Annotated in this window: 24 protein-coding genes; 14 read left to right on the forward strand and 10 right to left on the reverse strand. The window is 66.0% G+C overall.

Annotated features, from left to right (window positions below; genetic code table 11):
• Window positions 1–101: 101 nt before the first annotated feature.
• Window positions 102–659 carry a class I SAM-dependent methyltransferase gene (locus ACSC1R_RS14500; RefSeq protein ID WP_439026438.1) on the forward strand — a complete coding sequence of 186 codons (558 nt, stop codon included), beginning with the start codon at window positions 102–104 and terminating at the stop codon, window positions 657–659.
• Window positions 660–801: 142 nt separating this feature from the next.
• The gene (locus ACSC1R_RS14505; protein WP_439026439.1) at window positions 802–945 is read left to right on the forward strand and encodes a rubrerythrin-like domain-containing protein; all 144 of its coding nucleotides are present in this window, start codon (window positions 802–804) and stop codon (window positions 943–945) included.
• An 85-nt stretch (window positions 946–1030) separates the two neighbouring features.
• Here ACSC1R_RS14505 and ACSC1R_RS14510 read toward each other — a convergent pair whose 3' ends face one another.
• Together ACSC1R_RS14510 and ACSC1R_RS14515 are read right to left on the reverse strand one after the other, a co-directional pair.
• On the reverse strand, window positions 1031–1486 hold the full coding sequence (locus ACSC1R_RS14510; protein WP_439026440.1) for a hypothetical protein: 456 nt from the start codon (window positions 1484–1486) through the stop codon (window positions 1031–1033).
• A 69-nt stretch (window positions 1487–1555) separates the two neighbouring features.
• Window positions 1556–3061: a cryptochrome/photolyase family protein gene (locus ACSC1R_RS14515; protein ID WP_439026441.1), complete on the reverse strand. Its 1506-nt coding sequence runs from the start codon at window positions 3059–3061 to the stop codon at window positions 1556–1558.
• Window positions 3062–3236: 175 nt separating this feature from the next.
• Here ACSC1R_RS14515 and ACSC1R_RS14520 point away from each other — a divergent pair, with 175 nt between their 5' ends.
• The 5 genes from ACSC1R_RS14520 to ACSC1R_RS14540 all read left to right on the forward strand — a co-directional run bounded on the left by ACSC1R_RS14520 (window position 3237) and on the right by ACSC1R_RS14540 (window position 7212).
• On the forward strand, window positions 3237–4202 hold the full coding sequence (locus ACSC1R_RS14520; protein ID WP_439028728.1) for an ABC transporter ATP-binding protein: 966 nt from the start codon (window positions 3237–3239) through the stop codon (window positions 4200–4202).
• Window positions 4199–5038: an ABC transporter permease gene (locus tag ACSC1R_RS14525; protein ID WP_439026442.1), complete on the forward strand. Its 840-nt coding sequence runs from the start codon at window positions 4199–4201 to the stop codon at window positions 5036–5038. The genes ACSC1R_RS14520 and ACSC1R_RS14525 overlap by 4 nt, the downstream gene beginning before the upstream one ends.
• 96 nt (window positions 5039–5134) lie before the next feature.
• A complete protein-coding gene (locus ACSC1R_RS14530) occupies window positions 5135–6193 on the forward strand; it encodes a S66 family peptidase (RefSeq protein ID WP_439026443.1) in 1059 nt (352 codons plus the stop codon).
• Between the two features lie 84 nt (window positions 6194–6277).
• The gene (locus tag ACSC1R_RS14535; protein ID WP_439026444.1) at window positions 6278–6535 is read left to right on the forward strand and encodes a hypothetical protein; all 258 of its coding nucleotides are present in this window, start codon (window positions 6278–6280) and stop codon (window positions 6533–6535) included.
• A gap of 86 nt (window positions 6536–6621) precedes the next feature.
• Complete coding sequence (locus ACSC1R_RS14540; protein WP_439026445.1) at window positions 6622–7212, forward strand: GNAT family N-acetyltransferase; 591 nt, start codon at window positions 6622–6624, stop codon at window positions 7210–7212.
• 10 nt (window positions 7213–7222) lie between these two features.
• Here ACSC1R_RS14540 and ACSC1R_RS14545 read toward each other — a convergent pair whose 3' ends face one another.
• A complete protein-coding gene (locus tag ACSC1R_RS14545) occupies window positions 7223–7663 on the reverse strand; it encodes an acyl-CoA thioesterase (protein WP_439026446.1) in 441 nt (146 codons plus the stop codon).
• Between ACSC1R_RS14545 and ACSC1R_RS14550 the strand changes: the two genes are divergently transcribed.
• The 4 genes from ACSC1R_RS14550 to ACSC1R_RS14565 all read left to right on the forward strand — a co-directional run bounded on the left by ACSC1R_RS14550 (window position 7644) and on the right by ACSC1R_RS14565 (window position 12321).
• Entirely contained in the window at window positions 7644–8477 is an 834-nt protein-coding gene (locus ACSC1R_RS14550) for a class I SAM-dependent methyltransferase (RefSeq protein ID WP_439026447.1), read from the forward strand. The genes ACSC1R_RS14545 and ACSC1R_RS14550 overlap by 20 nt on opposite strands.
• Before the next feature lie 79 nt (window positions 8478–8556).
• Entirely contained in the window at window positions 8557–10269 is a 1713-nt protein-coding gene (locus ACSC1R_RS14555) for a TraB/GumN family protein (RefSeq protein WP_439026448.1), read from the forward strand.
• Window positions 10266–10877 (forward strand): metalloprotease, encoded by a 612-nt coding sequence (locus tag ACSC1R_RS14560; RefSeq protein WP_439026449.1) that lies wholly within the window; start codon window positions 10266–10268, stop codon window positions 10875–10877. The genes ACSC1R_RS14555 and ACSC1R_RS14560 overlap by 4 nt, the downstream gene beginning before the upstream one ends.
• A gap of 79 nt (window positions 10878–10956) precedes the next feature.
• A complete protein-coding gene (locus tag ACSC1R_RS14565; RefSeq protein WP_439026450.1) occupies window positions 10957–12321 on the forward strand; it encodes a hypothetical protein in 1365 nt (454 codons plus the stop codon).
• 9 nt (window positions 12322–12330) lie between these two features.
• Here the strand turns inward: ACSC1R_RS14565 and ACSC1R_RS14570 are convergent, their stop codons facing one another.
• The 3 genes from ACSC1R_RS14570 to ACSC1R_RS14580 form a co-directional block, all read right to left on the reverse strand.
• The gene (locus ACSC1R_RS14570) at window positions 12331–12627 is read right to left on the reverse strand and encodes a hypothetical protein (protein ID WP_439026451.1); all 297 of its coding nucleotides are present in this window, start codon (window positions 12625–12627) and stop codon (window positions 12331–12333) included.
• 2 nt (window positions 12628–12629) lie between these two features.
• The gene (locus ACSC1R_RS14575; RefSeq protein WP_439026452.1) at window positions 12630–12905 is read right to left on the reverse strand and encodes a winged helix-turn-helix domain-containing protein; all 276 of its coding nucleotides are present in this window, start codon (window positions 12903–12905) and stop codon (window positions 12630–12632) included.
• 65 nt (window positions 12906–12970) lie between these two features.
• The gene (locus tag ACSC1R_RS14580) at window positions 12971–14482 is read right to left on the reverse strand and encodes a molybdopterin-dependent oxidoreductase (protein ID WP_439026453.1); all 1512 of its coding nucleotides are present in this window, start codon (window positions 14480–14482) and stop codon (window positions 12971–12973) included.
• A 137-nt stretch (window positions 14483–14619) separates the two neighbouring features.
• Between ACSC1R_RS14580 and purM the strand changes: the two genes are divergently transcribed.
• Window positions 14620–15600: a phosphoribosylformylglycinamidine cyclo-ligase gene (gene purM / locus ACSC1R_RS14585; protein ID WP_439026454.1), complete on the forward strand. Its 981-nt coding sequence runs from the start codon at window positions 14620–14622 to the stop codon at window positions 15598–15600.
• Here purM and ACSC1R_RS14590 read toward each other — a convergent pair.
• From ACSC1R_RS14590 to ACSC1R_RS14605, 4 genes are all read right to left on the reverse strand, one after another.
• Window positions 15597–15815, reverse strand: a complete 219-nt coding sequence (locus ACSC1R_RS14590; protein WP_439026455.1) for a hypothetical protein — start codon at window positions 15813–15815, stop codon at window positions 15597–15599. The genes purM and ACSC1R_RS14590 overlap by 4 nt on opposite strands.
• A gap of 329 nt (window positions 15816–16144) precedes the next feature.
• Window positions 16145–16339, reverse strand: coding sequence for a hypothetical protein (locus tag ACSC1R_RS14595; RefSeq protein ID WP_435318418.1), 195 nt, complete (start codon window positions 16337–16339; stop codon window positions 16145–16147).
• A 111-nt stretch (window positions 16340–16450) separates the two neighbouring features.
• On the reverse strand, window positions 16451–16999 hold the full coding sequence (locus ACSC1R_RS14600; protein WP_435363941.1) for a CBS domain-containing protein: 549 nt from the start codon (window positions 16997–16999) through the stop codon (window positions 16451–16453).
• A gap of 42 nt (window positions 17000–17041) precedes the next feature.
• Entirely contained in the window at window positions 17042–17404 is a 363-nt protein-coding gene (locus tag ACSC1R_RS14605; protein WP_439026456.1) for a DUF555 domain-containing protein, read from the reverse strand.
• Window positions 17405–17696: 292 nt separating this feature from the next.
• Here ACSC1R_RS14605 and ACSC1R_RS14610 point away from each other — a divergent pair, with 292 nt between their 5' ends.
• Both ACSC1R_RS14610 and psmB read left to right on the forward strand, forming a co-directional pair.
• Window positions 17697–17870 (forward strand): hypothetical protein, encoded by a 174-nt coding sequence (locus ACSC1R_RS14610; RefSeq protein ID WP_439026457.1) that lies wholly within the window; start codon window positions 17697–17699, stop codon window positions 17868–17870.
• 90 nt (window positions 17871–17960) lie between these two features.
• The gene (gene psmB / locus ACSC1R_RS14615; protein ID WP_439026458.1) at window positions 17961–18689 is read left to right on the forward strand and encodes an archaeal proteasome endopeptidase complex subunit beta; all 729 of its coding nucleotides are present in this window, start codon (window positions 17961–17963) and stop codon (window positions 18687–18689) included.
• The last annotated feature ends 316 nt before the right edge of the window (window positions 18690–19005 follow it).

The raw sequence follows: 19005 nt of genomic DNA on the forward strand, positions 1-19005 counted from the left end.
TCACTTGCGAGGGTGGTGGGGGGACTGGAACCGGTCGACCTGACTCCTCGAACTGGAACCGTGACCGGGAGGTTCTTTCCACCGCCCCGTGAAGTCTGGCCATGGGATTCCACACGTTCCCGGTGGACCGTGCCGACAAGCTGGAAGACGAATCGCGGTATCGCTACTGCTCTCGTGAGGAACTCGTCGCTGCGCTCGCCCTGACAGGCGAGGAGACCGTCGCCGACCTCGGGAGCGGGACGGGGTTCTACACGGACGACGTGGCCCCGTTCACGGGCAAGACCTACGCTGTCGACGTCCAGAGCGAGATGCACGACATCTACCGCGAGAAAGGGCTGCCAGCGAACGTCGAACTCGTGACCGCGAGCATCGGTGACCTGCCGTTCGCCGACGGCGAACTCGACGCCGCGTTCTCGACTATGACGTACCACGAGTACGCTGACGACGCTTCCCTGGCCGAACTCGCCCGCGTCCTCGGTCCGGATGGGCGACTCGTGACCGTCGACTGGTCGGGCGCGGGGGAGGGCGAATCGGGGCCGTCGACCGAAGAGCGGTTCACGCTCGCCGACGCCGTCGAACACCACGAAACGGCTGGGTTCACCGTCGAGACGGCCAGCGAACGACCAGAGACGTTCCTGCTCGTCGGGGTTCTCGACTGAGCCCGAACGCGACCCGCGCCAGTAGTGACCGTTCGTCCACTTTTCCAGATAGTATGCGTTTAATGACCTAGGTCACGTCCAAACAGTATACCCTTGTTACAGGATAACCCTTAATGGTGTGAAATGGTGACAATCGTCTACGATGGTACGAACCGACCCCTACACACCGACCCGGACTGAGTACGAATGCGTGCGCTGTGGCTCGCGTGTCGAGTCCCCGAGCGGCTCCTGCAACCACCCGCTCTGTGATGGCGAACTCCGAAACGTCGCCGTCTCGCGAGAGTAACGAGCGGCGAACAGCGACGAGAACCTGTTTCGCGACTCCAGTCGGGTCGCACCCCTCGATTTCGACTCGGTTTTTCGGCGCAGTCTCAGAAGTCCGGGAGGTCCTCCGGCGGCTCGTACTCTGCCTCCCAGTCGATGTACTCGTTCTTGAGCACGTCACACACCACCTGTCCCAGTTCGGTCAGCGAAGCGTTGATGGACGAGACGGCGCCCCACGACTGGAGGTCCGGGTGGTACTGGCGCTCTTTCCAGTCCTCCGGGATGCCGGGCGCGTGATACCCGACCCGGTCCGCGAAGTCGTCCCAGAAGAAGTCGAACTTCGCGAACAGGTCGAGGTCGGCCGCGATGTCGAACTCCGCCTCGGTCAGGTCGGTGTGTTCGGCCCACTCGTTCCAGGCGCGCTCCCACGCCCCCTCGTGGAGGAACGTCTCTAACTCCTCCCGGCGATAGTCCGCGTCGGCGGCGATAGAGGCGTCATCGTACTCGTTCGGGTCGACGAACTCCAGTTCCGGCGGGGCCGGCGTCTCGACGGATAATCCCATACCGGCTGATACGACCCGGGCGAGGATAAGGATGCGCGACTCGATGCTGCCGACCTCGCGGTCGGCCGCTCAGAGGCTCCCGTCTGCACCCATCGTCCGGACCGCCGCGGCCCGCTCGCGGATGGCATCGAGTTCCGCCTCGGACTTGCGGTCGACGTGGGAGTACAGCAGGCCCATGCGGTGGTTCGACCGGAGCCTGTCCTCGTGGCGGTCGAGAAAGTCCCAGTAGAGCGAGTTAAACGGGCACGACCCCTCGCCGGTGGTGGCGTCCTGGTCGTACGGGCAGTCGGTACAGAAGTCGGACAGCTTCTCGACGTAGTTCGCCGAGGAGACGTACGGTTTGGTCGAGAGGACGTCGCTGGCGAAACTACCCATCCCGACCACGTTCGGCGTCGTCACCCAGTGGTAGGCGTCGGCGAACCCGAAGTGGAACCAGCGATTGAGTTCCTGCGGACGTACTCCAAAGAGCGTCGCGAAGTTCGAGAGCACCATCAGGCGCTCGATGTGGTGGGCGTAGGCGTGGTCCCAGACGTGCCCGATGCACTCGGAGAGACAGCGCATGTCGGTGTCACCGGTGTAGTACGCCTCCGGCAGGTCGTGGTCGTGGCCGAGCTGGTTCGCGTCCGCGAGGTCGGGCATGGCCCGGCGGTACACGTGCCGGACGAACTCGCGCCAGCCGATGACCTGCCGGACGAACCCCTCGACGCTCGGGAGCGGGGCGTCCCCGTCCTCGTACGCCCGAATCGCTGGGTCGACCAGTTCCCGGGGCGTGAGCAAGCCGAGGTTCAGTGCGGGCGCGAGCAGCGCGTGGTTCAGCGACCACGACCGCTGGAGCATCGCGTCCTGGTACGGACCGAACGCTGGCAACCGGTTCGCCACGAAGTCGTCCCGGGCAGCGAGTGCCTGTTCGCGCGTCACCGGCCAGGCGAACCCCTCCCCGTCACCCCACGTCTCGAACGTTTCGGCGACCCACGCCTGCACCTCGCGGGTCGTCTCGTCCGGTTCGAAGCCTGGCGGGTCGGGGAACTCGACCTCCGGTCTGGGGAACTCGCGGTTCTGCTCGTCGTAGTTCCACTCGCCGCCTTCGGGGTCGTCGCCGTCCATCAGGTACCCGGTTTCGCGGCGCATGAACCGGTAGAAGTCCTCGTGTCTGAACGCCTCGCGGTCGCCTGCCCACGAATCGAACCGGTCGGCCGAACACAGGAACAGGTCGTTCTCGACCACGGTGAGGTCGCCGCCAGTCTCCCTGGCGAGGTCACGGAGCCGGTCAGCCGCACCGTGACTCGGTGGCTCCATCACGACCAGTTCGTCGTCTGGACGTGCCTCGAAGTGCTCGCGGAGGCCCGTCTCGAACGTCTCCGCCTGTCTGTAGTCGACCGCGTATCCGGCATCGAGAAGCCGGTCCCGGAAGTGCCGCATCGCGCTGAATACCAGCGTAAGCTTCTGTGCGTGGTAGGGCAGCCGACGGGCGAAGTCGTGCGCTTCTATCACGAGCACGCGGTCGTCGTCCGGGTCGGCGTCCGCGAGCGGGCCGACCTCGGTGGTGAGCTGGTCGCCGAGCACCCAGATAGTCATACCCTGACGTTGGGGAGGCATCGGCAAAAGCAGGGGCCTGAACGAGGCAGTGACCGCGCCAGCGCACCAGGAGCCTGGGCTCTCAGGGGGTCGATTCAGTCACCCGTGGCAATTTTCCACGCCAGAAACTATCACACCCATTTTATCACTCTCCAAAATGACGGTCGAATTGCACATGCCCGCCATCGAAACGACCGCCCTGACCAAACGCTTCGGTGACGACGTCGTCGCCGTCGACTCCCTCGACCTCCGCGTGGAGGAAGGGGAGATATTCGGCTTCCTCGGCCCCAACGGCGCGGGGAAGTCGACGACCATCAACATGCTGCTTGACTTCCACCGACCGACCTCCGGGTCGGCGCGAGTCCTCGGCTACGACGCACAGACAGAGACCGACGAGATACGCCAGCGCGTCGGCGTCCTCGCCGAGGGTCTCGAACTGTACGACCGACTCACCGCCAGAGAGCACCTGAACCTCTGTGTCAAGATGAAACACGCGGCCGACGACCCCGACGACGTCCTCCACCGCGTCGGCCTCGACGACGCGAAAGACCGGAAAGCCGGCGGCTTCTCCAAGGGGATGAAACAGCGCCTCGCCCTCGGGATGGCCCTCGTGGGCGACCCGCAACTGGTCATCCTCGACGAGCCCTCCTCCGGGCTGGACCCGAACGGCATCCAGCACATGCGGGAAATCCTTCGGGAGGAAGCCGCGAACGGGACGACCGTCTTCTTCTCCAGTCACATCCTCTCGGAGGTCGAGGCGGTGTGTGACCGCGTCGGCATCATGGCCGAGGGCGAACTCGCCACCGTCGATACCATCGACAACCTTCGCTCGCAATCGGGCGACGCTGGCGAGGTCGAACTCACCGTCGAGGCCGTCCCCGACGACCTCCGCGGCCGTCTCGAACGGTTGCAGGGTGTCACGAGCGTCCAGTTGACCGAGGGTGAAGTCAGCGCGTATTGCAACTCGGGCGAGGCGAAGATGCGTGTCATCAGGACGGTGGACGACGCGACCACCATCGTCGACGTGGTCGCTACCGAGACTTCCCTGGAGGAACTGTTCAACCAGTACACCGGCGGAGGCCGCGACGGAAGTCCCGGAGACCGCGGGAACCCTGCCGAGGAGAGGGAGGTGCCAGCATGAGCCTCCAGGGCGTCGTCGAGAAGGACTTCCTGGACGTTCGCCGCGCCAAACTCATCTGGGGCGTCGGCCTCCTGTACACCCTGTTCACGGTGTTTTACTTCTACGGGACGGGTTCCGGCTCGCAGGGTCAGTCCCTGACCGACCAGCTGTTCGGAATGGCCGGCATCGCCGTGCTCATCATCCCGCTGGTCGCGCTCGTCGCGGCCTACCTGTCGGTCGCCGGCGAACGCGAGTCGGGGAGCCTCAAGTTCCTGCTCTCGTATCCGAACAGCCGGCTCGACGTGGTGCTCGGCAAACTCATCGCGCGCTCGGCTGTCGTCACCGCGGCGATTCTCGTCGCGTTCGGCATCGGCCTCGCTCTCGGGTTCTACTACTTCGAGACCGTCGACCTCGGCGTTTACGCCGGGTTCGTCGCGATGACCATCGTGTTCACGCTGGTGTACGTGAGCATCGCGGTCGGCATCTCGGCGGCGACCGGGTCGCGGTCTCGCGCGATGGGTGCCGCCATCGGCTCCTGGTTCGTCCTGAACGTCTTCTGGAACTTCTTTCCCATCACGCCCGAGACCATCGTCCAGTTCGTCGCCGACAAACTCGGCATCGACGTGGCCCAGACGACCCTGCAGTTCATCGCGACCCTGAGCCCGACCGCCGCGTACCTGACCGCGCTCGATTACGTGTTCGCGGTGAATCCAGCGACGGGGAAGGGAATCGAGGGCGCGAGCCGTCCCGACGCCTGGTTCCTCGACCCCTGGATGGCGCTCCTCATCCTCGCGTTCTGGGCCGTCGTCCCGCTCGCGCTGGGGTACTGGCGGTTCGAGCGCGCCGACCTCGGCTGACGAATCGGCCACCGCCACCCGGTGACCCTCTCTCGTGTGTCGAACACTGGCACACGTCCCGATTCATTAAGTGCTCGACACGAGTCAGTGACTCTAATGCCCGACTTCGTCACGCCACCGCCGGTCGAACGCGGCGATTCGGTCGCCGTCGTCGCGCCGGCGTCGAACGTCCCCGAGGAGTTCTCGCACGTCTACGAACTCGGTCTCGAACGCATGCGCGAGGTGTTCGACCTCGAGCCGGTCGAGTATCCCACCGCGACCGCGGACCCGGAATGGCTGCTGGAGAACCCCGAAGCTCGCGCACAGGACGTGATGGACGCCTTCTCCGACCCCGAAATCTCTGCCGTCATCGCGAACATCGGCGGGAACGACCAGCTCCGTGTCCTGAAGCACCTCGACCCCTCGGTCCTGCGCGAGAACCCGACCCGGTTCTACGGTTACTCGGACAACACGAACCTCGCACTGACCCTCTGGAACCACGGAATCGTCTCGTACTACGGCGGGTCGACGCTGCTGGAGTACGCCATGGACGGCGAGATGTTCGAGTACACCGTCGAGTACCTCGAACGAGCCCTGTTCGACGAGCACATCGGTGACTGGGGCGAGTCCGACTGTTTCACCGACCAGCCCGGTGACTGGACCGACCCGCGCTCGCTGCAGTACCATCGCGACATCGAACCCGCAGACGGCCGGACCTGGGTCGGCGGCGAGGAGGCTGTCGAGGGCCGCATCTGGGGGGGCTGTTTCGAAGTCGTCGACCAGTGGTTCGTCCACGACGAGTGGCTCCCCTCGCCAGCGGCCCTTGAGGGGACCATCCTCGCGCTCGAGACGAGCGAGGAGATTCCGGACCCCGGTCTCGTCACCGGCTGGTTGCAGGCGGCCGGCGAGGCCGGGTACCTGGAGGTGTTCGACGGCTTCCTCGTCGGGCGAGCGTGTGCCCGGAACCACACCCCGGCGGGCGACCATCCCACCCACGAGCGCGTGGAGTACCGCGAGCAACAGCGCGAGGCGTTCGAGACCGTGATTCCGCGGTACAACCCCGACGCCCCCATCGTGCTGGACTGCGAGTTCGGCCACACCTACCCGACCTGTCCCATCCCGATCGGCGGAGTCGCGGAACTGGACCCGGCGGACAGGTCCATCGAACTCCGGTGAGCGCGCCACCGTCACCGTGGCAGGCCCCTGTCATCTCGGTTTCCTGAAAATCTGTTTATGTGTCTCCGGTCCGTCCACCCTCCCGTGTCCGCGAGTCGACGACCGTCGCTCCAGAGCCAGCTGACCGTCTACACGACGCTCTGGCTGACCGGTCTGGCCGCGCTCCTCGTCGCGACCGGTGTCGGCCTGCGAGGTCACCTCGGAGTCGCCGTCGCGTTCCTCGTGATGGGCGTCCTCGGCGTCGGCGCGTTGCTGCTCTACGGCCGGTACGCCCACGGGCGACGGGTGGTGTCCGAACCCCCCGCCGACCCGCCGACCGGTCCCAACGGCGACGGGCACTGACGGCGACCCGGTGAGGGACGGTCGACTCTCCTTCGAGTCGGCGCCCGCCGCAGTCGTTTTGTAGGGTCGCACCCGTCAGCCGACCTGTGGTTTCCATCCGTCCCGCGACCCGTGACGATGCCGCGGCGATTCACGACATCTACGCCCCGTTCGTCGCCGAGACGGCCGTCTCGTTCGAGACCGAGGTACCGTCGCGCGAGGCCATCGCAGAGCGAATCACCGACACACAGACGCAGTTCCCCTGGCTCGTCTGCGAACGGGACGGGGCCGTCGCGGGCTACGCCTACGGCCACGCCCACCGTGGTCGAGGCGGCTACCGCTGGTCGGCCGAGTCCTCGGTGTACGTGGCCGAGGACCACCGCCGCCGTGGCGTTGCCCGCGGGTTGTACGAGTCGCTGTTCGCCGTCCTCGCAGTGCAGAACTACGTCAACTGCTACGCTGGCATCGTCCTGCCCAACGACGCGAGCGTCGCGTTCCACGAATCGATGCGGTTCGAACCGGTCGGTGTGTACGAGAACGTCGGTTACAAGGACGGTGCGTGGCGGGATACACTGTGGATGCGTCGCCAGCTACGCGACCTACCCGCAGAGCCGGACGAACCGCGACCGTTTCCCACGGTCCGTGACCAGCCGAACTGCCAGACGGCGATACAGGCCGGAGAAGTGTCGATACGCTAGCTGGCCGCTCTCAGTCTTCCTTCCCGTTTACGGCCGCGTCGTACAGTTCGTGGCCGCGGTCGGTCTCGATGGTCAATTCGGGGACCTCGACGGGCTGGCGCTGGTCGTCGATGGCGACGAACACCATGTACGACTCCGTCGTCAGTTGCGTCTCGTTCGACCGAAGGTCCTCCCGGTACACCCGGACGCGGACCTTCACGCTGGTCGTCCCCGCGTCGTAGACGTAGGCCCGGATGAGTGCAGCGTCGCCCTGCGGGATGGGTCGCCGGAAGTTCGTCTGGTCCATCCGGGCGGTGACGCAGGTCTCACCGGCAAAGCGCATCGCGGACATCGCACCGACCTCGTCCATCCACTTCATCACGTTCCCCCCGTGAGCCGACCCGAGGATGTTCGCGTCGTTCGGGTTGACGATGGAGCGGTTCTCGATGTAGGTGTCCATCAGACTCGGCATACAGCGGTCTTCCCGGCCGAGGCGGAATAGCCTACCGGGTTCGGGCGAGCGAACCGATTCCGAACGGACGGCTACCGAGACGCAGGAGAGCTACGACAGACACGCGGCACTGGCAGAGTCCCGCCCCGAGGATTCCTGGCGAAGTCCGTGGGGCGACAACCCGCTGCAGGCGCAGTACGCATGGCCAGCGACGGTCGACCTCTTCCCAGACCTCGACGACGCTCACGTCCTCGACGCGGGGTGCGGCGTCGGCGACCACGTCGAGTGGTTCCTCGACCGCGGCGCGACCGTCGTCGGCGTCGACGCCAGCCAGGAGGCCGTCAGGGTCGCCCGGGAACGTTTCGGTGAGACGACGGGAGCGTCCCGACCTGACCGGGCGACGTTCCGACAGGCCGACCTCACCGAACCGCTAGAGTTCGCACCGGGCGACACGTTCGACCTGATCGTGAGCCACCTCGTGCTCGACCACGTCGCGGACCTCGAGCCGGTCTTCGCCGAGTTCGAGCGCGTGCTCGCCACCGACGGGACGCTCGTCGTCACGATGGTCCACCCGATGCAGTTCTATCTGGACGCCGACGAGGTCGAGACGTACTACGACCACACACCGGTCGAACTCGGCTGGGACGCCGGGACCGTCACGTCCTACCATCGGCCCCTCGGCGACATCGTGACGGCACTCACCAGTGCGGGCTTCCACCTCGACGTGCTGACAGAGCCCGAACCGGCCCCCGAGTACGCCGACCACGCGGCCGGCCGCTGGAACGTCACGAACCGCCCACAGATATGCTGTCTGCGGGCCACCCCGGACCGCTGAGGCGAACCCACACCGGCCCGGTACTGTTATCGACTTTCCTCCGACAACCGTTTACGGTGTGAGAAAGAAGCGACGTGCAATGAGCGAATCTGCCGACCCGCCGGCACCCGACCCCCTGGGACCGCCGGGTGACGGCGACGGGTCAGTCCACGTGCTCGGGACGGCCCACGTCTCGGAGAAGTCCGTCGAGGACGTACGTGACACCATCGCGGCCGAGCAACCGGACGTCGTCGCGGTCGAACTCGACGAAGGCCGGTACAGCCAGCTTCGCGGCGAAACCCCCGACGACATCGAACCCCGCGACCTGCTGCAGGGCAATACGGTGTTCCAGTTCATCGCGTACTGGATGCTCTCGTACGTCCAGACTCGCCTGGGCGAGGAGTTCGACATCCAGCCGGGTGCGGACATGCTCGCGGCCATCGAGGCCGCCGAGGACCACGGACTCGGCGTCGCACTCGTCGACCGCGACATCCAGGTGACCATCCAGCGCTTCTGGCGGCGGATGTCGACGAAGGAGAAGGTCCAGATGATGGCCGGTCTCATCTTCGGCGTCGCCGACGCGCTCGTCGTCGGCGTCACCATCGGCCTCATGGCCGGGTTCTTCCTCGGGCCGCTGTTCGGCCTCGCCTCGGGGCCGCTGTTCGGCGTCGAGGCGACGACGATGCAAGGCATCGCCGGTGGGGGACTCGTCGGCCTCGTCGCGGGCTACTTCCTCTGGGAGTTCGGCCTGCGGAGCATGACCGACGACCAGGCCATCGCACTCGGTGCCGGCGGCGCGGTCGCCGTCGGAGGAGCGGTCGCCGCCTCGGGGGTGTTGAACCCGTTCGTCGGGAGCATCCTCGGGACCGGCCTCGGCCTGTCCCTCGTGGGTGGCCTCGTCGGCGGTGTCGTCGCAGGCGTCGGCCTCGGTGGCATCCTCGGCATCGTCATGCTCGCGCTCGGCTACGACGCCGCGCCCGAGGAGGACTACGAGGAGTTCGACATCGAGCGCATGACCGACGCGGACGTGGTGACGGCGATGATGGAGGAGTTCCGCCAGTTCTCGCCGGGCGGCGCACAGGCCCTCATCGACGAGCGGGACGCCTACATCGCCCACAAGTTGCTGGCGCTGCGCGAACAGGGCTACTCGGTCGTCGCCGTCGTCGGTGCGGGTCACCGCGCCGGTATCGAGAACTACCTGTCGAACCCCGGAGAACTCCCCTCACTGGAGTCGATTTCGGGCACGGACAGGTCACGACGGTTCTCGTTTCTGAAGGCGTTCGCCTACGCGCTCGCCCTCGGCTACGTCGCGTTCTTCTTCCTGCTCGTGATGGCCGGCGTCGGCAACCTCTTTCTACTACGGCTGTTCGCCGCGTGGTTCCTGTTCAACGGCGTCATCGCGTTCACGTTGGCGAAACTGGTGGGAGCACGCTGGTCCTCGGCGGCCGTCGGTGGGGCCATCGCGTGGCTCACGAGCCTCAACCCGCTGCTCGCACCCGGCTGGTTCGCGGGCTACATGGAACTGCGACACGACCCGGTCAACGTCGGCGACATCAACACGCTCAACCAGATCCTCTCCGACGAGGAGAGCCCGCTGCTCGACGTGGTCCGCCGGATGTTCGAGGTGCCGCTGTTCCGGCTCATCATGGTCGTCGCAGCGACCAACATCGGGAGCACCATCGCCAGCGTCCTGTTCCCGGTCGCGGTGTTACCCTGGCTGGCCCAGGGCAAAATCGAGAACGTCGAACAGCTCATGGACCTCCTGCTGCGTGGTGCCCAGAACAGCGTCGACATCATCACGGGGCTACTATGAGCGTTCGATTCAGGTTCGCCGACGGCGAGTTGAAAGACCTCGGTATCGCGTGGGTCGCGCTGTCGGTCGCGTTCGCACTGCTCATCCAGCGCGAGGTCATCCTCAGCGGGAGCATCGGACAGGCAGCGAGCGTGCTCGTCTTCGCGGGCATCACCGCCGGTATCGGCTTCCTGCTACACGAACTCGCACACAAGTTCACGGCGATGCACTTCGGCTACCCGGCCGAGTTCCGCGCGGACTACAACATGCTCGTACTCGCCGTGTTCAGCGCCATGGTCGGCTTCCTGTTCGCGGCTCCCGGCGCGGTGTACCACCCGCAGACGAGCAAGCGCGAGAGCGGCCTCATCGCGCTCGCCGGCCCGCTCACGAACGTCGCGCTCGTCCTGGCGTTCTTCCCGCTCCTCGTGTTCGACGGCCTGCTCGGGCGGGTCGGTACTTTCGGCGTGTTCATCAACGCCTTCCTCGCTGGCTTCAACATGATTCCGTACGGGCCACTCGACGGACGGAAGGTGCTCCGCTGGAGCAAGCCCGTGTTCGCCGGTGCGTTCCTGCTGTGTGGGGGCCTCGGATTCGCGGCGTTCTTCGGGCTCCTCCCAACCCTCTCCTGACAGGTTCGTACCTGCCGAGTATTGAGGTTTCTACCGGGTGAGTCGTCAGTATTTCTACTCTCGGGCCCTCTTGTCTCCCATGAGTGTCAGTAGACGTACCGTGCTACGAGGGGGTGGCATCGCGGCGGTGCTCTCGCTGGCCGGCTGTCTCGAAGGGTTCGCCTTCGGTGGCGGCGGCAGCCCGAACGTGTCCGGACCGACGACCAACTTCGTGTACGACCACGGCGAGTTACTAGAGGGGAACCTCTCTTTCTTCCTGCAACTCGACGGCTCCGCACTGCGTACGACACGCGTCCCGTCTGATACCGAAGAGAAGATAGGGGACTCGGTGGAGGCGGTCGGCTCGGTCGACGAACTCCTCGCGGTCGGCTACGTGAAGACCGGCGCGAAGATGCAGGCCGGTGGGACGCTGATGGCCCGCGGGTCCGTAGACTCGGGCGCAGTGGCGACCGACCTGGTCCGGAAGGGCCTCCGGAGCACCGGGGAACACGCCGGATACGACATCTATCGGGCGGACGTGATGGGCGGCATCGACGTCGCGACGGCCGTCGCCGGAAACGCCATCGTCTACGGGGTCGGTTCCCCTGCCGTTCCGGCAGTCGACGCCGTGACGACGATGATAGACGCTGGCAGTGGGAAGGCGACCCGACGCCTCGACGCGAGTTCCAGCGCGAAGGCGCTGGTCGACCGGATCAACTCGCGGGAGGTCCCCCCGACGGGCCTCTTCGTCGTCGAGTTCGACGACAAGGCAGTCGAGGACATGTTCCCGTCGATGGACGCTGGCGTCCGCGACGTGTTCCGTGGCGCTCGCGCGGCCGGGTTCTCCTTCGACGTCAACGGTGGCGGGACGAACGTCGAGGCGCTGTTCCTCTACGACACGCCCAACGACGTGGCGGCCGGCCTCACCGCCGTGGAGGCACTGTTCGACCGCATGTCCCGAGACGACGCGAACCTCCCCGCCCCGCTCGTCGGCGCATGGAACAAGTCCGTCACGAGCACCCAGTCCGCCGTGGCCGTCACCTTCGGGACGGAGACGGAGTCGCTGTGGTCCCTCGTCGTTGGCCCGTTCCTGGGCCTCGCAACGGACCTGACCGACATCGATACCTCGGCCGCACCCAACGTCGGGTTCTCGTACCGCTGGCGCGACGACGGGAAGGTGACGGTGACCCACGAGGCCGGTGACGCCTTCAGCGACGTGAAGGTCTCGTACATCAGCTTCGGCGAGCGGGTGACCGAGGACTGGAAGAAGCGAAACGGCGACGTGGTCGTCGGCGACAAGTACACCACCAAGAACGGCGTCAGCTTCGACGAACCGCTGCAGGTCATCTGGTACGGCGGGAACGTCCCGATAATCATCGGGCAGTACGACCCGACGGCCGACGACGACGAGCAGGAAGCAGAGGCGGCGGCAGAGGAGTCGCGGCGGGGGCCACGGAGAGCCTGACCGCACACGCTACTTCAGCGTGACCCAGGTCAGGAACACCAGCGCGAGGAACTGCAGGCCGCGCAGGACCGCAACCGATTGCTGGACGGCGGCCGATTTTCCGTAGAACATCTGCATGCTGAAGAAGAAGTACAACGCGGTGGCGTTCTCCAGCAGCAGTACGACGGCGAACGCGATGAGGCCGAGCGTTAGCGAGGTCTTGAACGTCCGGTAGTTCTTGACCCAGACCGCCGTCAGCACTGCCAGTAGTACCACGTTGATGCCCGCGAACACGCTCGCGATTGCGAGTGTCTGTCCCATTGCCATAGTTACTCCATGTGTTGGATTATCTCCTCGAAGTCGTCACGGTGGTGTTCGAACTGGTCCGTGAGGAAGTACAGCGCGCCGTAGTCGTCGCCGCCTTTCTCCACGACGTTGTGGTCGAGCAGCATATCGAGGTGGTGTCGAATCGTGTTGTAGTCCACCTCGAGGTGCTCTGAGAGCTGGTTGGCGTTTCGCGGCCGCTCCGAGAGCGCCCGGATGATGCGGACGCGGTTCGTGCCGCCGCGCGTGCCCACCAGCAGGTACCACAGCGCCTTCTCCATCGATTCCTGTCTGTTCCGTGCACGACCTGCCTACTTAGTGACACCGTTACTGCGACCTCGACGACTCAGCCGTCGATGGTCCTCCGGACCCAGCCGCTCGCGCCGCTGGGGAAGGAGTTCGATGTCTCGCCTGACTGGACCGCACCCGTGCCGTCGACCGCCCGGACGACGACCTCGGTCGGGCCATCGGGGGTGAACGCGTAGCGCCACATGCGCCACACGTCGTCGCCGGGTATCGGGACCGACACCTCTGCGTCGGTCCACGTGTCGCCACCGTCGGTCGACACCTCGACGCGGTCCACGCCCCGGGTGCCTGCGTACGCGTGGCCCGCGACCTCGACGGTCCCGTCGTCCAGCCGGTTCGTGGCGTGGAGCTTCGCGACCGTGTTCACCGGGCCTGTCCCGTGCCAGCCGCGTTTCTCCCAGTAGCCGTCGACCGCCTCGTCGAGGAACTCCAGTTCGGTTAGCCACTTCACGTTCACCTCGCCCCAGTGGCCCGGGACGAGCAACCGGACGGGGCGGCCGTGTTGCTTCGGCAGAGCCATCCCGTTCATCCCGTAGGCGAGGAACCCTTTCTCGAGGGCTGCCAGCGGGAACTGGACGAAGTACCCGTCGGCGGCGTGGGCCATCACACAGCCGCAGTCGCTCGACACACCGGCCTCCTCGATGAGGTCGGCGATGGGGATGCCCGTCCAGAGCGCGTTGTCCATCTTGTGGCCGTTGAGGCTCTCGCCGACGCAGCGTAGCGTCACGAACCGGTGTTCGGGGTCTCGGCCGGTCAACTCGTCGTACTCCAGCGTGACCTCGTTCTCGACCGCCCCGGTGACCGTGAGGGTCCACTTCTCCGGGGCCGGAGAGGGGTCGAACGAGTTGATGTCCGTCTCGTAGAACTCGCCGATCGGCGTGACGAGGCCGCCGAGGCCAGCCACGTCGAACGACTGTGCCGCCGCGTCGTTCAGCAACTCGTCCGTCTCGACCTTCGAGGCCAGTTCTTCGGGTGCCTCGCCCGTCTGCGGGGCGCTGCCGCCGAGGACCGAGCCGACCGCGGCGTAGGCGGCGGTTCCCAGGAACACGCCGACGAGTCGTCGTCGCGCCGGGTCGGCCCGCGCGTCGGGGTGCGTGGAGTCGCCAGCGGGCGAGGACCGGGGGAAACCGAGCGTACCCGCGCCGACGACGGCGGCCGCGGAGAGAGAACCGACCGCGCCCGGGGCAACCGCGCCGGTCGCGCCGACGAGGACAGTCGCGACCAGAACCGCAGTGAGAGCCGGTGCCAGCAGGGGGCGGTCGAATCGGCGGGCGAGGGCGAGCGCCAGCAGGGACGGAACTGCGAGGCCGGCGACCGCGATGGCGATAGCCAGCGCGATGTGCAGGAGGTGCCCGGCCGAGCCGAGCCACAGGATGGCGTACCTGACGACGACGTCCGGGGTCGCGTTCACGACGGCGGCGTCGATAGGTGCGACGACGAAGGACTGTCGCGACCAGCCCGCGAGGATGTACGACCCCACGACGGCGGCCACACCCGCCAGTGCCGCGATGGCGAACTCGGTTCGACTCGGTTGCAATGTGCGGTCTCGCATCTCCATCTGACCGGAGGGAGAGCCCCTTCAAAGGGGTTTTTCGAACTGTGACCAGAATCGTTCTAGAATTCGTCCCGAGAGTCGTCTCGCGGGAGTCGACCGGTGGGCTTTTGCGCTTGCCCGTGGCGCGAACTCGTATGACCGAGGACGAGGACGAACTCACCTACGCCGACGCTGGCGTGGACATCGAGGAGAGCGAGGCGGCGACGGCCGCGCTGTTGAACGCGGTCGGCAACGTCGTCGACACCGAGTACGCGGGCCTGCTGGACATCGGCGACCAGTACCTGGGGCTGGCGACCGACGGGGTCGGGACGAAACTGCTCGTCGCCGAAGCACTGGGCGACTACTCCACCGTGGGCATCGACTGCATGGCGATGAACGCGAACGACCTCGTCGCGGCGGGCGTCAAGCCGGTCGCGTTCGTGGACTACCTCGCGGTCGACGAACCCACCGAGGAGTTCGCCGAACAGGTCGGCGAAGGGCTCGCCGAAGCGGCAGAGCGCGCCGACGTGGCGCTCCTCGGTGGCGAAACTGCAGTCATGCCCGAGGTCGTCTCCGGGCTCGACCTCGCGGGCACCTGCGCGGGACTCGCGAAGAAAGACGCCGTCTTCGACGGCGAGGCACAGGCGGGCGACAAGCTCGTCGCGTGGCCCTCCTCGGGGATTCACTCGAACGGACTCACCCTCGCGCGCAAGGCGGTCCAGCGCGAGTACGACTACGACGACCCCTTCCCGGCCGACGAGGACCGCACCATCGGGGAGGAACTCCTGGAGCCGACCCGCATCTACACGGACCTGCTGGAGCCGATGCACGAACACGGCGTCCACGCGGCGGCCCACGTCACCGGCGGCGGCTGGACGAACCTCCTGCGCATGGGCGAGTTCGAGTACGACATCACAGACCCCTTCGGCGCACAGGCCATCTTCGGGCTCGTGCAGGACCTCGGGAACGTCTCGCCCGAGGAGATGTACCGCACCTTCAACATGGGCACCGGGTTCGTGGCGGCCGTCCCGGCAGACGAGGCCGAGGCGCTGGCGGACGCGACCGAGGACGGGAAGGTTATCGGCGGAGTGAAGGAGGGCGCGAGCGTCGAGATTCGCGGCCTCTCGCTGGACTAGTTCTTCGAACTGTCGGCGGGGAACACCCGCTTCAGGTAGGCCATCACGGCCCCTCCCCCGACGACCAGTGCGGCTCCCAGCCCGAACAGCGGCAGGACCGCGCCGACCAGCGTCGGCGTCAGGTCGCCCATGGCGGCCAGAGCGTAGAGCAGGATGAACGCGCCCCCGATGATGGTGATGCCGGCCGCGTCGCGGATGCGGTTCTCTGAGACCATATTCCGAATAACCATTGGAAATACAAAGGCGTTGGTGACGAGACGGGACCTGGGGCGATGGTGGACGACACGTTCACTGTGGTGCGCGCTGGCTCGCGTGTCGAGTGAAACGAGGCCGCGAGACTGAGCCGCGCGAGGGATGAGTACCGGAGCGTAGCGAGGAACGGAATCGGCTGGGGAGAGTGTGGTGCGGTCTCTATCGCCATCGTGCGAGCAGTCGTGCTGTCTCACGAGAAGTCGTCTCGAAAGCCGCTCTCACCGTCCACTCACCCTGCTCAGTCGGCCGAATCACCGACGACGAAACCCGGCTCGAACCCAGAAACGACTCCCTACATCACGGATTCGGCGTAGAATCGCACCAGCCGACACTCCGGGCAGACGTGCGCGACGACGGGGTTGCCCTCCATGCTCAACGCACCCATCAGGCCGCCGCCGGCCTCGACGCGGATGTCCTCTGCGCCTTCGCTGGTCCCGTACTCGGTCTCCACGAGTCCCACGTCACAGTCGGGGCAGTAGTGACTCATGCAGGACGTTAGCACGCCACGAATAAAAACTTCTCAGCGGAAACGAACCCGCCGACGCCCGAAAACCAATGGACGCCGCGGAGTACTTTCAGTATCAGGGAGTGCCCGCGGTCAGCCCAGGTGCGTCGCGATGTCGGCCTCGGTGATGATGCCGACCATCTCGCCTTCCTCCTTGACGATGACGGCGTCGTGGAGTTCGAGCAGGTTGTCGATGCTGTCGAGGGTCGCGTCCCGCCCGACGGTACTGTAGCTCTCGTTCATGACCTCCGCGACGGGGAGTTCCTCGATGTCGCGGTCCTCGCGGTGGAGCCGGATGTCGCTGTTCGAGATGAGGCCGACGGGGGTGCCGCGCTCGTCGACGACGGGGAGCTGGGAGTAGCCCTGCTCGCCCATGATGTCGATGGCCCGGCCGACGCTGTCGTCCATCCGGACGAACTCCAGTTCCTCGTGCATCACGTCCTCCGCGCGCTTGATCTCGCCTTCGGCCTCGTTCAGCGCCTCGACGATGCGCCGCAGTGTCGAGAGGCGCGGGTCCACGTCGCCGCCCTCGATACGGGCGATGAGCGGCTGGGAGACGTCAGCAGCGTCGGCGAGTTCGCTCTGGGTGAGATCCAACCCTTTCCGTCGTTCACGGAGGTCAGTCGGGGTGGGAAGTTCCATACCAACCGATTACCCCGGGTTATAAAATAAGCTTTCGGGGCGCTACTCGTCTTCGTCGTCCTGCTCGCGCTCGATGGTGTCGACGACTTTGAGGGGGACGTCTCGAAGCGCGCCACCGACCTCGCTCTTTGCGATACGCTTGGCGTGTTCGTCGCTGTCGGCGTTGAACACCTCCATCTCTAGGACGAGCCCGACGAGTGCCGTATCGGCCGCGATGTAGGCGGAGTCGAACCCCTCGCCACAGGCGGGACAACCGGTGAGGCCGACGTTGACTTCGACGTAGTCTTTCCCTTCGCTGTTGAGGCGCTTGCCGGCCTCACTCACCGCGACACCGATTGCGTCGTCGATTTTGTCTACGTCTCGGACCAACCAGGCGGCTTCCATCGCAACCAGATAATTGCTCATACACCGACCAATGGGCCGCAGTAAGGCTTGCTTTGTGGTTCGGATTGCGGGGCGAAGCGCTTCCTCCGACCGACGGCGCGCGGAGGCGGCGTATTATTCGCATAAGTTACGAGAATCCCGGGCGTCTCTGAGCGATGAGCGACCGAAATCCAGCCGAGATTCCCACCTCCAGTTGGGTAGAAACAAAGTCGAATTGAATCGACAGACTGCGTCGGGGTGACGGTGGCTGACACGGCGGTGTCTGGGAGAAATTCTTATATACCACCTGTGCGCTGGACTCGAGTGAAGCCAGATGATCGACCGGGCCACCCAAGCCGCCCTGTTCGCACTGTACCAGCTCAGTATCGCGGTGGGCATCCTCCTGATGCCACTCGCACTCGCGATGCGCCGTTTCGGCGTGTCGCTGCCGGTGCACAGAGTCGTCGAGACCTTCGGCGGCGCGTACGAACAGACGGGAACCAGATAGACGAACACCACTTCTCGTGCCCCCACCCGCCGAGCACCAGCCGTCGGCAACGCCGTTCTTTTATACCGGGGCGCGTGTTAGTGCCGACCAATGCGAACGCCACGCGCCGACGACCCACAGATTCCGGACGCACTCTCACTCGAACCGGCCGACCCGTACACGCCACAGGTCGGGTCACTGCCCGAGAGCGACTACAGCGCCGAGGAGATGGAGAACGTCACCAAGACCGGCACGACCACCGTCGGCCTGACGACCGACGAGGGCGTCGTCATCGCGACCGACATGCGTGCCTCCCTCGGCGGGATGTTCGTCGCGAACAAGGACGTCCAGAAGGTCGAGCAGATACACCCCACGGCGGCGCTCACCCTCGTCGGCAGCGTCGGTGGTGCCCAGTCGTTCATCCGGACGCTCCGCGCCGAGGTAAACCTCTACGAGGCTCGTCGCGGCGAGGAGATGTCGATGAAGGCACTCTCGACACTCGCTGGGAACTTCGCGCGTGGCGGCCCGTTCTTCGCCATCAACCCGATCCTCGGCGGTGTCGACGAGGACGGCCACCACGTCTACTCCATCGACCCGGCGGGTGGCGTCATGCGGGACGACTACACCGTCACCGGCTCCGGGATGATGGTCGCTCACGGCCTGCTCGAACAGGAGTACGAGTCCGGCCTGTCGAACGAGGAAGCAAAGACCGTCGCGGCGCGCGCGGTCCGCTCGGCCGCCGAGCGAGACACCGGCTCCGGTAACGGCGTGTTCCTCGCCGAGGTCACCGGCGAGGGCGTCGACATCCGCGGGCACAAGGACTTCGACGAGGTCTGTTGACCCGGTCGCCGGCCACGAACTCTGCGGACGCGAGTGGTTCGTTCACCGGTGCTTCTCTCCAGTACCGTCCCCCAGTGGTGCCCAGTACGGCCAGTGCTCTGACCTGGAGGGGCCACCACTGAACCAGCAGAACGCTCCGACACCGAACGGGCCGATACCGGCCGGTAGGGACGGCCCGACCGGGTGCCTAACGAACTGTTCAGGTGCCTGCTCGTTCGCTTAAGCGGTACTTCAGCCACGCTGAAGTTCCCTATAGGTAACCCCCAGACAGTCCTACATGTCGCCATAGCCTGGGGGGAGTCCTGGGCGAACAGAC

Source organism: Haloarchaeobius ordinarius (genome assembly GCF_051801355.1).
In the GTDB taxonomy this organism is placed as follows: Archaea; Halobacteriota; Halobacteria; order Halobacteriales; family Natrialbaceae; genus Haloarchaeobius.